Annotated in this window: 12 protein-coding genes and 1 tRNA gene; 5 read left to right on the plus strand and 8 right to left on the minus strand. The window is 65.3% G+C overall.

All coding sequences use genetic code 11. The annotated features are described in order from the left end of the window. Nucleotides 1-86 precede the first annotated feature (86 nt). Together Q9Q79_RS17940 and Q9Q79_RS17945 are read left to right on the plus strand one after the other, a co-directional pair. A complete protein-coding gene (locus Q9Q79_RS17940; RefSeq protein WP_088431974.1) occupies nucleotides 87-890 on the plus strand; it encodes a helix-turn-helix transcriptional regulator in 804 nt (267 codons plus the stop codon). Nucleotides 891-975: 85 nt separating this feature from the next. Next, nucleotides 976-1,617 carry a glutathione S-transferase family protein gene (locus tag Q9Q79_RS17945; RefSeq protein ID WP_005411173.1) on the plus strand — a complete coding sequence of 214 codons (642 nt, stop codon included), beginning with the start codon at nucleotides 976-978 and terminating at the stop codon, nucleotides 1,615-1,617. 23 nt (nucleotides 1,618-1,640) lie between these two features. Here Q9Q79_RS17945 and Q9Q79_RS17950 read toward each other — a convergent pair whose 3' ends face one another. Both Q9Q79_RS17950 and Q9Q79_RS17955 read right to left on the minus strand, forming a co-directional pair. Continuing rightward, complete coding sequence (locus Q9Q79_RS17950; protein ID WP_005411174.1) at nucleotides 1,641-2,048, minus strand: hypothetical protein; 408 nt, start codon at nucleotides 2,046-2,048, stop codon at nucleotides 1,641-1,643. A gap of 49 nt (nucleotides 2,049-2,097) precedes the next feature. Further along, nucleotides 2,098-2,517, minus strand: coding sequence for an H-NS histone family protein (locus Q9Q79_RS17955; RefSeq protein WP_005414575.1), 420 nt, complete (start codon nucleotides 2,515-2,517; stop codon nucleotides 2,098-2,100). 118 nt (nucleotides 2,518-2,635) lie between these two features. On the opposite strand from Q9Q79_RS17955, the gene Q9Q79_RS17960 reads away from it, so the two are divergent. Continuing rightward, on the plus strand, nucleotides 2,636-3,028 hold the full coding sequence (locus Q9Q79_RS17960; RefSeq protein ID WP_043034583.1) for a DoxX family protein: 393 nt from the start codon (nucleotides 2,636-2,638) through the stop codon (nucleotides 3,026-3,028). Between the two features lie 18 nt (nucleotides 3,029-3,046). Here Q9Q79_RS17960 and Q9Q79_RS17965 read toward each other — a convergent pair whose 3' ends face one another. The 6 genes from Q9Q79_RS17965 to dtd all read right to left on the minus strand — a co-directional run bounded on the left by Q9Q79_RS17965 (nucleotide 3,047) and on the right by dtd (nucleotide 9,033). Then, complete coding sequence (locus tag Q9Q79_RS17965) at nucleotides 3,047-4,822, minus strand: serine hydrolase domain-containing protein (protein WP_236672470.1); 1,776 nt, start codon at nucleotides 4,820-4,822, stop codon at nucleotides 3,047-3,049. Nucleotides 4,823-4,883: 61 nt separating this feature from the next. Continuing rightward, complete coding sequence (locus Q9Q79_RS17970; RefSeq protein WP_099530476.1) at nucleotides 4,884-5,525, minus strand: hypothetical protein; 642 nt, start codon at nucleotides 5,523-5,525, stop codon at nucleotides 4,884-4,886. A 90-nt stretch (nucleotides 5,526-5,615) separates the two neighbouring features. Next, nucleotides 5,616-5,691 (minus strand) — tRNA-Ile (locus tag Q9Q79_RS17975). A 40-nt stretch (nucleotides 5,692-5,731) separates the two neighbouring features. Further along, nucleotides 5,732-6,061, minus strand: a complete 330-nt coding sequence (locus tag Q9Q79_RS17980; protein ID WP_236672469.1) for a hypothetical protein — start codon at nucleotides 6,059-6,061, stop codon at nucleotides 5,732-5,734. Between the two features lie 588 nt (nucleotides 6,062-6,649). Further along, nucleotides 6,650-8,503 carry an RNA polymerase sigma factor RpoD gene (gene rpoD / locus Q9Q79_RS17985; RefSeq protein ID WP_005411179.1) on the minus strand — a complete coding sequence of 618 codons (1,854 nt, stop codon included), beginning with the start codon at nucleotides 8,501-8,503 and terminating at the stop codon, nucleotides 6,650-6,652. A gap of 89 nt (nucleotides 8,504-8,592) precedes the next feature. After that, nucleotides 8,593-9,033 carry a D-aminoacyl-tRNA deacylase gene (gene dtd, locus Q9Q79_RS17990; protein ID WP_201863720.1) on the minus strand — a complete coding sequence of 147 codons (441 nt, stop codon included), beginning with the start codon at nucleotides 9,031-9,033 and terminating at the stop codon, nucleotides 8,593-8,595. 61 nt (nucleotides 9,034-9,094) lie between these two features. Here dtd and Q9Q79_RS17995 point away from each other — a divergent pair, with 61 nt between their 5' ends. Continuing rightward, on the plus strand, nucleotides 9,095-10,015 hold the full coding sequence (locus Q9Q79_RS17995; RefSeq protein ID WP_059035534.1) for a lauroyl acyltransferase: 921 nt from the start codon (nucleotides 9,095-9,097) through the stop codon (nucleotides 10,013-10,015). 65 nt (nucleotides 10,016-10,080) lie between these two features. Next, a complete protein-coding gene (gene ribA / locus Q9Q79_RS18000) occupies nucleotides 10,081-11,217 on the plus strand; it encodes a GTP cyclohydrolase II RibA (protein ID WP_099484463.1) in 1,137 nt (378 codons plus the stop codon). Nucleotides 11,218-11,224 lie beyond the last annotated feature (7 nt).

Genomic DNA, 11,224 nt, shown 5'->3' on the forward strand with positions numbered 1-11,224 from the left:
GGATTGGGAAGAGGTAGTTCAAGAGCGTGGGTGTACGTGGGGGAATGGCCAGCGTACGCTTGGCGCATATCGAGGACATCCTGAAGATGCGTCACTCCGACCCCGGGTTGCGGCAACCGATGGAACCCATCCCCACCTTCCGCCAGCTGCCCGGTCCGGTCTACTTCCGGCAGGGTGCGATGGAGCCCACCGACTGGGGCACGCACAGCCATCCTTGGGGCCAGTTCAACTTCGTCGCACAAGGGGTGATGGAGATGAAGATCGACGGCGAGTGGATGGTGTCCCCGCCCCATTACGCGATCTGGATCCCACCGGGAATGCCCCACTATTCGCGCAACCGGTCGCGGTTGGCCTATCGCTCGGCCTACCTGTCGCCGGCCTTGTCACGCCGCCTGCCCGAGCGTTGCAGTGCGCTGGAAGTCAGCCCATTGCTGCGCGAGCTGCTGCACGAGCTGGCGCGACAGGGCGTGACCGATCCGCGGACGCCGGCCCAGCGGCGCATGGCCGCCGTGGTGATCGACCAGATCCTCAATGCCGCAGTGCTGCCCAGCTTCCTGCCGATCGCCAGCAGCGATGCCCTGAAACAGGTGATGGCGTACATCGAGAAGCACCTGTCCGCAGCCGAGTCGGTCGCCGATATCGCGCAGCGGCATCATATGAGCGTACGCAAGCTGGAGCGCATGGCACGCAGCGAGCTGGGCATGTCACTCGGTGACTGGCGCGGTCGGGTGAAGTTCGTGCGTGCCACCGAAGCGCTGTGCACACGCCGACCGATCAGCCGGATTGCCGAGGAGCTGGGCTACTCCGGCGTCAGCGCCTTCGCAGAGATGTTCAAGCGGCACGCACAGTGCACGCCGGACCAGTACCGGAAACTGCATCAGGCGGGGTGAAGAGCGCATCGAGGGATGTCGATTTCCGTCCTCGTCGTTCGTCGGAACAGAAGAGACAGGCCTTCCCGCCTGCAGGAGCGCCGCGATGTCCCCCATCCTCACCGCCTTTGCCACCTCCCCCGACCGCGGCCAGGGCCTGGCCCGTGACATGCGCGTGCGCTGGGCGCTGGAGGAACTGGGCGTGCCCTATGACGTGCAGCTGCTGACCTTCGCCGAAATGAAGCAACCTGCCCACCTGGCGCGGAATCCCTTCGGACAGATTCCCACCTGGCAGGAGGGCGACCAGGTCCTGTTCGAATCCGGCGCGATCGTCCTGCACCTGGCCGAACAGCATGCCGGCCTGCTGCCCGTCGGTCCGGATGCACGCATGCGCGCAGTCATGTGGGTGTTCGCCGCGTTGAATACGGTGGAGCCACCCATCGTCGAGCGCTCGATGGCCTGGGTGCTGGAGCGCGAACAGCCCTGGTATGCACAGCGATTGGTGATGCTGGACGAACGCGTGCGGATGCGTCTCTCGCAACTGTCCGCGTGGTTGGGCGCGGCGGCGTGGCTGGACGGCGGGTTCAGCGTGGGCGACCTGATGATGGTCTCGGTGCTGCTGCGCCTGAAGAGCAGCGGCCTGCTCGACGAGTACCCGCTGCTGGTGGCCTATGTGGCACGGGCGACGCAGCGTCCCGCCTATCAGCGCGCGTTTGCTGCGCAGTTGGCGGTATTCCAGAACGGGTAGTTCCACGCCATGGGGGGAAACACTCAGCGCAAGCTGCGCCGGCAGGCGGCCTGCACCAGCATCAGCTGCGCTACCAGGATCAGCATCGCGCCGCCTGACAGCAGCCACGGGTCGATGTACCACTGCGCGTTGAAACTGAAATCGCCGGCGGAAATGCGCTTCCAGCCATTGAAGTGCTGCATCGCTGCAACCACGAACGCGAAGCCGCCCGCTGTGTACGACAACCAGGGCACGATGAGGCTCCCCGGCCGCGCGAACAATGTCAGCACGCCCAGCACACCGATGACAGTGCGTTGTACGCGGCAGTATGGGCAGACATAGGCCATCCCGCTCCACTCCACCGCCCAGGCCAACAGGCTGACCAGCACGGCCACGCCTGCGGCTGTGTACAGGACTTTCGGCGTGATCGTCATGCCACCCTCGTGTGCCATCCGGTGCTCCTTGGTTGAAAGACCCGGGCAGGGTAGCAGTGCTGCAGCCTCATCCCTTCTTGATGACAGTCCGCTTGCCGATGGTGCTGGTCTTGCCAGCGGTCGGCCTGGCCAAACCAGGAATCAGGAAATCGGTGGCCTTGTGGCCCATCGACACCTTGGACGCCAGCCAGCGCGGCATGCGCCCGCGACCGGTCCACGTCAGGCGCTTGTATTCCGGGTCGCGATACTTGGGCGCGACTTTGCCGGATTTACGGCGGGTGGGTTTGCGGGCGGGCGCAGGTGTTTCCGAAGCTTCGCCACCGAAGAGTTCTTCGAGGGTGTAGCCGGCTTCGGCCGCGGCAGCCTTCAACATCCGCCGCACCGCGCTGGCCGGACGGCGGCTGGAAATGAGCTGTTTCCGCTGTTCAGCGGCAACCACCAAGGCGCCCAGCTCCCGAAGGCTGAGCGATTCAATATCGATCGTCATGGTGGAAAGGTGTCCTGCGGCCGGCCAGCTGTCAAGCCGCCTTGCCCGGTACGTAGACACGGGCTTCACTGCCGGTGGGCTCCGATCGCCTTCGGCAGCCATCTCCGAGGACTTCGACGTGAGCAACTCATCGCATTCGCTCGCCTACCTGCTTGCGCGCATCCTGCTGATGGCGCTGTTCCTGGTGTCCGGCATCGGCAAGCTCGGCGACCTCAACGGTACCCAGGGCTACATGGAAGCGATGGGGGTACCCGGCATCCTGCTGTGGCCTACCATCGCCTTTGAGATCGGCAGCGGCCTGTGCATCCTGCTGGGCTTCCAGACCCGGCTGGTATCGATCGTGCTGGCAGGCTTCAGCCTGGTCACCGCCTTCATCTTCCACCACAACGTTGCCGACCCGACCCAGCAGATCATGTTCCTGAAGAACCTGGGGCTGGCCGGTGGCTTCCTGCTGCTGGCCTGCACCGGGGCGGGGCGCTACAGCATTGATGGGCGTGGGCGGCGCGGGTGAGCACGCGGCATGCCGCCATCACCCCTGGCCCACGGGCTGGACGCGCTGCAGACGCAGGTTGCGCCATGTCGGCTGGGAGCCGCGGAAATCCACCGCTTCGCCATCGCTGGTGAACAGCAGGCCTGGTTCCACTTCAGTGACCAGGCGGATGCCATCGATGTACAGCCAGCCCTGTCGCTGCTCCAGCACAACGGACATCGACGGTTTTCCCCATTGGTCGATGCGATAGCGCCCCAGCCAGGGTTGCCAATGGGGCGCGCGCGGCCCGGTGGACCCATCGATGGGATCGTTCTGGTCCAGGCCATCCTCGCCGTTCGTACATTCCAGGTGCGCCGGCAGCCTCTCCGTCGCCGCATGGTAACGGTACGTCGCAACCTCTCCATCGGTGTCCGCGGTGAACAGCTGGTCGCCGTCGATGGCCGCAAACCGTCTGCCCACAGCTTGCGCCCCACGATGCAGTTGCAGTTCACCGCTTCCGGCAACCACGATCTTCGCCTTGCCGCTGCGCCCTATCCAGTCTCCCGCCATCCGCTGCATCTGGTCCTGGTTCAACCTGATCGGCGCCAGGGACGATAGCGGCACACGCGGCTGACGGGGCCCGAAACGCGCCGACAGCAATTGATCGAGCAGACGCTCGCCGATGCCGTACCCCGCGGACGTCGCGCGGTTGAACATCGCGGCGAATCCAGCGTTGGCCTGCCTGCAGTAGGTGAACACGCACCCGAATCCGAAGCCTCCGCCGCGATGGTGCAGCAGCCGCACCGGTGTACTGCCGTAGAGCCGTTCGCTGCGCATTACGCCGAGCCCGTAGTCACCACCCAGGCCGAAGCCATGCATCTCGTCCCAGAGATGGGGCTCGAGCAGCTGCTGCGCGCCGGTTTGGCCGCCACCGAGCAGGAAGCCAAGATACTTCGCCATGTCGGCGGCACTGGTCCAGACGCCTCCCGACACCACCAGCGGTGTCACTGGCGGCACCTGCGCATGGCCTTCCTGGGTTCCCAGTGCCCGCCCCTTGCTTGCCAGGTAAACCGACGCATCGGCCGTACTGTCGTGCATTCCCAGTGGCTCGAAGATCCGGCGCTGCAGCCAGGCCGGATAGCCGATGCCCGCAACCTGCTCAAGGACATGACCGGCAAGGTCGAAGCCCAGGTTGGAATAGCGATAGCGCGTACCCACCGGAAAGCGCAGCCATGTCTGCGAGATGCTGCGGACGTGCGCATCAAAGCCCGGTGACGCCGGTTCGTAATTGTTGCCCAGCGGCGCCTCGTGCGTGAATCCCGCGCGATTGGCAAGCAGCAGGCGCAGGGTGATGCGCTCCTGCGAGGAATGCTCGAAGCGACTGCGCACCGTGAACGACGGCAGATAGCGGGTAATGGGCGCATCCAGATCAAGGATGCCGTCCTGCACGGCCAACAGCACCGCCACCGCCGCGAAATTCTTCGAGGTGGACTGGATGCTGAACATCGTACTGGCGTCTACTGCTGCACTACCGTGACCCGACGCGTACCCGAAGCCCTCGAGCCAGCGCACCTGCCCGCCTTCGACCAGGCAGACGGCAGCGGCACCGATGCCGCTGCCTTGCATGGCGGAGCGGATCACGCTGCGCTCCGCTTCGATCAGGTTCCCGGTGGTGACGGTGGGCTGCGCCGCCGTGGCAACACCGGTGGGCATGAGCGTGGCCGCCGGAACAGCCGCGACATTGGCCAGGAAGGCGCGACGACTGAGCGTACCAGGCATCAGATCACTCCACTTCGGGATGCCGCCATCTTCCCGCCAGCAGAAATGGCGGGGCATGTGTCATTCGGCACAGAGTGCGGTGATCGACGGTGCTGCGCCTTCGCCGGCCGAGCAGGCCTCAGCCCGGAGGGTCCGGCAAGCGGATTCCCTGCGCCGAAACAAAGGCGCGGGACTCGCTCCAATAGGCCTGTGGCGGTTCCCGCAACTCTGGTCGCACCCAGTAATCGTCGCCATTCAATACGCTCATCACATGACGCCAGCCATCACGCGGATCATGAACCTGAAATCGACCGCGATGATGGCGCGGATGATACGCGTAGTGGCCGAGCGCCTCCTGGCGCGCTTCATCCGGCGAACGACCCGTCTGATGGACCAGCGTCCATGCACGCATGTGGCGCGCATGCGCGAGCGCGCCAAGGTACTCGTCCTCATCCAGCAGTGGGACCCGCTCACTGCGGGCCAGGCACAGTGCGTCCGATTCGGCTTCGTAGTCCAGCGATGGCTGCGCCAGTTCCGGGCGCCGGTGCCAATAACCTTCCCCCGCCACCTGCAGCATCGCCCAATGCCAGGGCTCGTCGTGGAAGATCAGCGCGTGTTCGTAATCGCGGCCGGGGCTCTGGTCGGGATAGCGTTGGCGTGCCTGTTCAAGTGCCAGCGCCTCGGGCACCTGTCCATAGTGGACCAGGCACCAGGCAAACAGGTGCCGGCTGTCTTCGATTTCGTTGGTGAAGTCTTCCACCGGGGTATCGGTGCTGGCCATGGTCGATCCCTGTGTGCGGATCAGATGGTACCGACGCTGCAGGTCGCGTTGGGGAGCGATGAGACCTGCGACCGGTCAGGCGAGGTCGGTTGGTGGGCCCACCAGGATTCGAACCTGGAACCAAGGGATTATGAGTCCCCTGCTCTAACCGTTGAGCTATAGGCCCGGCGCAGCATCACAGTGTAGTGGAGGCCGCGCTCGATCGGCTACCCGGCAGCAGCAAGAGCCTCAGCCACATGCCCCAACCGCTTCTCCGCCACGTCCGCAAACCACACCTGCCGCCGCAGGTGTGCGTGGAACAGCGCCACCGTCCTCCTGGCCTCTTCCAGCCCCTTCTGCTTGTCGCCGCCGAAGCCCGCAAGCAACCCAGCACCCGACTGCGTCAGCAACGTCAATGTTGCTCTTCGGGCGAATCCCAGTGAATCCTCGCGCTCGTCGCGCATCACATCTTCCCAATCCAGTAGCGGCGCAAACGCGCAGTCATGCGCGTCCGATTCACGCCTACCGTGCCCGGCAGCAATCTCCTTCAGCTCCATAGTCACTCTCCTACGATTCGTCGAACCTCTTCCGCCTCCTGTTGAGAGAGGCGACCGGGTGCTTCAACACGGTCGTAGGGCCGCCCGCAGCTTTTCCCCTTGCAGGGTCTTGTATGGCTGCGCGCCACCCGGCCAGAAACCCTTGGGCTCACCGGAATGGCGAGTGTTGCGGATTGACCTTGGATTGCCTGCTGTTGCGGCAGACAGTCCGCCTACGACGGTGTGTTGAGCACCTGCGTAGGACTGTGTGGAAGAGAAGGTAGTGGCTTCAATTGGCGATTGCGACACCGTCTGCGCGCAGCACTCGAAGCTGGGTACTTGGATCGTTGAGCCACTTGGACTTCGGCCGGATGACGGTCTCCTGCGACGATGAATCGCAGCGAAGGGTTCAACAATTCTCAGGCCAGTTGCGTCACAAGGTGCGGCAAGCAACCGACACCTGTTGAGAAGATCTGCCGGATACGTCATCGCGAACAGCAGCCGAGCATGGCTCGGCTCTGCCGAAGAGTAGGCAGAGCGTACACATTCCAAAAAGAAAAACCCCGCACCAGGCGGGGTTTCTCTCAACGCTTCAACAGCCGCTGGAAATCAATCGATATCCAGGAAGCTGCGCAGCTGCTCCGAGCGGCTCGGGTGACGCAGCTTGCGCAGGGCCTTCGCTTCGATCTGGCGGATGCGCTCGCGGGTCACGTCGAACTGCTTGCCGACCTCTTCCAGCGTGTGGTCGGTGTTCATGTCGATGCCGAAGCGCATGCGCAGCACCTTGGCTTCCCTCGGGGTGAGGCCGGCCAGCACGTCGCGCACGGTTTCAGACAGATTGATGTTGGTGGTGTTCTCGATCGGGGACTCCACGTTGGTGTCCTCGATGAAGTCGCCCAGATGGGAATCCTCGTCGTCGCCGATCGGGGTTTCCATCGAGATCGGCTCCTTGGCGATCTTCATCACCTTGCGGATCTTGTCTTCCGGCATGTCCATTTCCTTGGCCAGCTCCTCCGGCGTAGCCTCGCGGCCGTACTGCTGGAGCATCTGGCGGGAAATGCGGTTCAACTTGTTGATCGTCTCGATCATGTGCACCGGAATACGGATGGTGCGCGCCTGGTCGGCGATCGAGCGGGTGATCGCCTGGCGGATCCACCAGGTGGCGTAGGTCGAGAACTTGTAACCGCGGCGGTACTCGAACTTGTCCACGGCCTTCATCAGGCCGATGTTGCCTTCCTGGATCAGGTCGAGGAACTGCAGGCCACGGTTGGTGTACTTCTTGGCGATGGAGATGACCAGGCGCAGGTTGGCCTCGACCATTTCCTTCTTGGCCTTGCGCGCCTTGGCTTCACCGTAGGCCATGGCACGGCTGATTTCCTTCAGCTCTTCCAGGTCCAGCTGGGTCAGCGTCTCGATGTCGATCGTCGCCTGCTGTTCGGCAATGATCTGGTCCTTCACTTCGCGCAGCGCCGAGGACCACTTCTGCTTGCGCTTCAGTGCGTCTTCCACCCACTCCAGGTTGGTCTGGTTGCCTTCCCAGGAACGGATGAAGTCCTTGCGCGGCATGCGGGCGGTAACGGTCGCCAGGTTCAGCACGCGGCGCTCATGGGCCTTGATCGATGCCATGGTGTCGCGCAGCTGCTTGGTCAGCACGTCGGTCAGCGGCAGCGGCAGCTTCAGGGTGACGAACACCGCCGACATTTCTTCGCGCAGGCGCGGCAGGTTCTTCTTGTCGCCCTTGGTCGCGGCCTTCTTGAAGGCGTTGAAGGCATCGCTCAGCGCCTGCATGCGCGCGGCGACTTCCTCCGGATCCGGACCGGTCGGTGCGGCTTCTTCATCGCCACCGTCGACATCGTCGTCCTCGTCCTCGTCGCCTTCGGCGTCCGCATCGGCGCTGTCATCGGCAGCGACCGCCGGCGGCGCCGGCTCTTCGTCGACCAGGTCGTTGAAGCCGACGATCACTTCGGCCAGGCGCTTCTTGCCTTCCTTGTGGGCTTCGTAGTCGTTCAGCAGCGACTCGACCGAAACCGGGAACTGGCCCAGGGCCGCCTGGACCTGCGAAAGGCCTTCCTCGATGCGCTTGGCGATGGCGATTTCGCCTTCGCGGGTCAGCAGCTCGACGGTGCCCATTTCGCGCATGTACATGCGCACCGGGTCGGTGGTACGGCCACCTTCGGTGTCGAGCGCGCTCAGCGCGGCGGCAGCTTCTTCAGCCGCGGTGTCATCGACTTCGCGGTTGCCGGTGTTGCCATCGTTGAGAAGCAGGGTTTCCACATCCGGCGCAACTTCATGGACATCGATGCCCATGCCGTTGATCATGCCGATGATGTCTTCGATCTGTTCCGGGTCGACCATGTCGTCCGGCAGATGGTCATTGACTTCGGCGTAGGTCAGGTAGCCCTGTTCCAGGCCCTTGCTGATCAGTTGCTTGATTTCGGATTGGGCAGGACGTTCGTTGGCCATGTAGTGCTCGCGCCACCGGCAGGGAGAAATAGGGAACGTAGCATTATACCAGCCCGAGGCCCTGCCTGCCGGGCGGTGGTCCCGCAGGCTCAGGGCCGGAGAAGGAAGGTCACGGGACCGTCATTGACCAGGCTGACGACCATATGGGCACCAAATCGGCCCGTTTCCACCCCTGGCGCGTGATTTTCACGACAGATCTCAACAAAACGGTTGAACCCGCGTTCAGCCTCTTCCGGCGGCGCGGCCGTGGTGAAGCTCGGCCGCATGCCCGAACGGGTGTCGGCGGCCAGGGTGAACTGGCTGACCAGCAGCAGGCCGCCGCCGGTATCGCGCAGCGAGCGGTTCATCTTCCCGGCCTCGTCGGCGAATACCCGGTAGCCCAGCAGGCGCTCGGCCATCCGCCGCAACTGGGCCTCGGTATCGCCCGGCTCTATGCCGACCAGGGCCAACAGGCCAGGGCCGATCTGCCCCACGGCCTCATCGTCGACATGGACGGCGGCCTGGCTGACACGCTGAATCAGGACGAGCATCGTGGGCTTCCAATGAACAGGGCCGGCCACGATAGCAGCGCCCTTGGCTAAACTGGCGCCGATGAATCCGCAACGCAAAGCCCGGCTGGTCTACCGCGCCACCACCCTGTTCGCCCGCCTGCCCTGGCCGCTGCTGCGGGCGTTCGCGCGCGCCCTGGCGTGGGCGTGGATCGCCCTCAATGCCCGTGAGAGCCGCGTCACCCGGCGCAACCTGGAACTGGCCTACCCGGAGCTGGATGGCGCCGCGCGCGACCGCCTGCACCGTGATCTGCTGCGCTCCACCGCGCTGCAGGCCATCGAAACCCTGCGGCTGTGGAGCCAGGCGCCGGCCGACAACCTGCGCCGGCACCTGAAGCAGCGCCATGGCGAGGCCCTGTACGACGCCGCCCTGGCCAGCGGCAAGGGCGTGATCGTGGCCGCGCCGCACTTCGGCAACTGGGAGCTGCTGAACCAGTGGCTGGCCTCGCGCGGGCAGATCGCCATCGTCTACAAGCCGCCGGAGGACGAGGCCAGCGATGCCTTCCTGCAGCTGGTGCGCGGCGGCCAGAACGTACAGCAGGTGCGCGCCGAAGGCCCGGCCGTGCGTCAGCTGTTCAAGGTGCTCAAGGACGGCGGCGCCACCGGCATCCTGCCCGACCAGCAGCCCAAGGCCGGCGATGGCGTGTTCGTGCCGTTCTTCGGCGTGCAGGCGCTGACCATGACCCTGGTCAACCGGCTGGCCGAACGCACGGGTGCCACCGTGCTCTATGGCTGGTGCGAACGCATCGGGCCGGACATGGAGTTCGCGCTGCACATCGAGCCGACCGACCCGGCCGTGGCCGATCCGGACCCGCTGGTGGCGGCCACCGCCCTCAACGCCGGTATCGAACGCATCGCCCGCCGCGACCCGGCGCAGTACCAGTGGACCTACAAGCGCTATACGCTGCGGCCACCGGGCAGTAGCGAGGAAGACCCGTACGCAACTGAGGAACACCCCCACTGACGGCCGCCTGCGACCACTGGCCGCACCACGTTGAATACGACGCCGGCGCCCCCATAGAGACTGCGATGTCCGCCTCCCCCGGTCCTGCCATGCCTGCTGCTTCTTCCCTGTTCGGCGATCCGGCCGCGATCCGCTGCGAACGCGCGGTGGCCGAACTGCGCGCCGGTCGTCCGGTGCTGCTCCACGATGGCCAGGGCCAGCGCCTGGCGGTGATCGCGCTGGACAGCGCCACGACCAGCAGCTTCGCCGCCTTCGCCGCTGCCGCCCGCGAGCGCCATTACCTGTTCCTGACCGCCACCCGCGCCCGCGTGCTCGGCGTGGAGGCACCACAGGGCGCGCGCCTGCCGCTGAGCGGCGTGGCCTTCGAGGCCCTGCCCTCGCTGGGCTACCTGCGCGAACCCGGGCCGATGCCCGAAAGCTGGAGCGCCGGCGACGCCTTCGATGCCGGCGCGGTGGAGCTTGCCCGCCTGGGTCTGCTGCTGCCAGCGATGGTCGCGGTGCGCCTGGACGTCGATGACCACACTTTCGACGGTGCGGCCGAGGTGGCCCTGTGCGACCTGGCCGAAGGCGCAGCACATGCGGCCCACGACTACGAACTGGTGGCGCGTTCGCCGGTTCCGCTGCGCGACGTCGGCATGACCACCTTTGCAGTCTTCCGCGGCGGCGTGGCGCAGCGCGACCAGGTCGCGATCATCGTCGGCGAGCCGGACCTGTCGGCAGTGGTGCCGGTACGCGTGCATTCTTCGTGCCTGACCGGCGATCTGTTCGGTTCACTCAAGTGCGACTGCGGCGACCAGCTGCGGCGTGGCCTGCGCAAGCTGAAGGACCTGGGTGGTGGCGTGCTGCTGTACCTGGACCAGGAAGGCCGCGGCACCGGCATCGCCGCCAAGATGCGCGCCTATGGCTACCAGCACGACGGCCTGGACACCATCGATGCCGATGCACAGCTGGGCTTCGGTGCCGACGAGCGCCGCTACGGCAGTGCAGTGGCGATGCTGCATGGCCTGGGCATTTCGCGCGTGGCCCTGCTCAGCAACAACCCGACCAAGGCACAGCGCCTGCGCAATGCCGGCATCGAAGTGCTGGACTGCATTCCGGTCACCGGCGAGATCACTGCCGAGAACGAGAACTACCTGCGCACCAAGGCCGACCGTGCCGGCCACCTGCTGGATGTCGATGCGCTGATCCAGGCTGCCCAGTAACGCAGCC

Source organism: Stenotrophomonas sp. a6 (genome assembly GCF_030913325.1).
GTDB classification, from domain to species: domain Bacteria; phylum Pseudomonadota; class Gammaproteobacteria; order Xanthomonadales; family Xanthomonadaceae; genus Stenotrophomonas; species Stenotrophomonas maltophilia.

What these genes read in the sequence shown, in the direction of transcription:
- Q9Q79_RS17940 (WP_088431974.1), top strand. Translation starts at nt 87, where the DNA reads ATGCGTCACTCCGACCCCGGGTTGCGGCAACCGATGGAACCCATCCCC.
- Q9Q79_RS17945 (WP_005411173.1), top strand. Translation starts at nt 976, where the DNA reads ATGTCCCCCATCCTCACCGCCTTTGCCACCTCCCCCGACCGCGGCCAG.
- Q9Q79_RS17950 (WP_005411174.1), bottom strand. Translation starts at nt 2,048, where the DNA reads ATGGCACACGAGGGTGGCATGACGATCACGCCGAAAGTCCTGTACACA.
- Q9Q79_RS17955 (WP_005414575.1), bottom strand. Translation starts at nt 2,517, where the DNA reads ATGACGATCGATATTGAATCGCTCAGCCTTCGGGAGCTGGGCGCCTTG.
- Q9Q79_RS17965 (WP_236672470.1), bottom strand. Translation starts at nt 4,822, where the DNA reads ATGCCCCGCCATTTCTGCTGGCGGGAAGATGGCGGCATCCCGAAGTGG.
- Q9Q79_RS17970 (WP_099530476.1), bottom strand. Translation starts at nt 5,525, where the DNA reads ATGGCCAGCACCGATACCCCGGTGGAAGACTTCACCAACGAAATCGAA.
- Q9Q79_RS17980 (WP_236672469.1), bottom strand. Translation starts at nt 6,061, where the DNA reads ATGGAGCTGAAGGAGATTGCTGCCGGGCACGGTAGGCGTGAATCGGAC.
- rpoD (WP_005411179.1), bottom strand. Translation starts at nt 8,503, where the DNA reads ATGGCCAACGAACGTCCTGCCCAATCCGAAATCAAGCAACTGATCAGC.
- dtd (WP_201863720.1), bottom strand. Translation starts at nt 9,033, where the DNA reads ATGCTCGTCCTGATTCAGCGTGTCAGCCAGGCCGCCGTCCATGTCGAC.
- Q9Q79_RS17995 (WP_059035534.1), top strand. Translation starts at nt 9,095, where the DNA reads ATGAATCCGCAACGCAAAGCCCGGCTGGTCTACCGCGCCACCACCCTG.
- ribA (WP_099484463.1), top strand. Translation starts at nt 10,081, where the DNA reads ATGTCCGCCTCCCCCGGTCCTGCCATGCCTGCTGCTTCTTCCCTGTTC.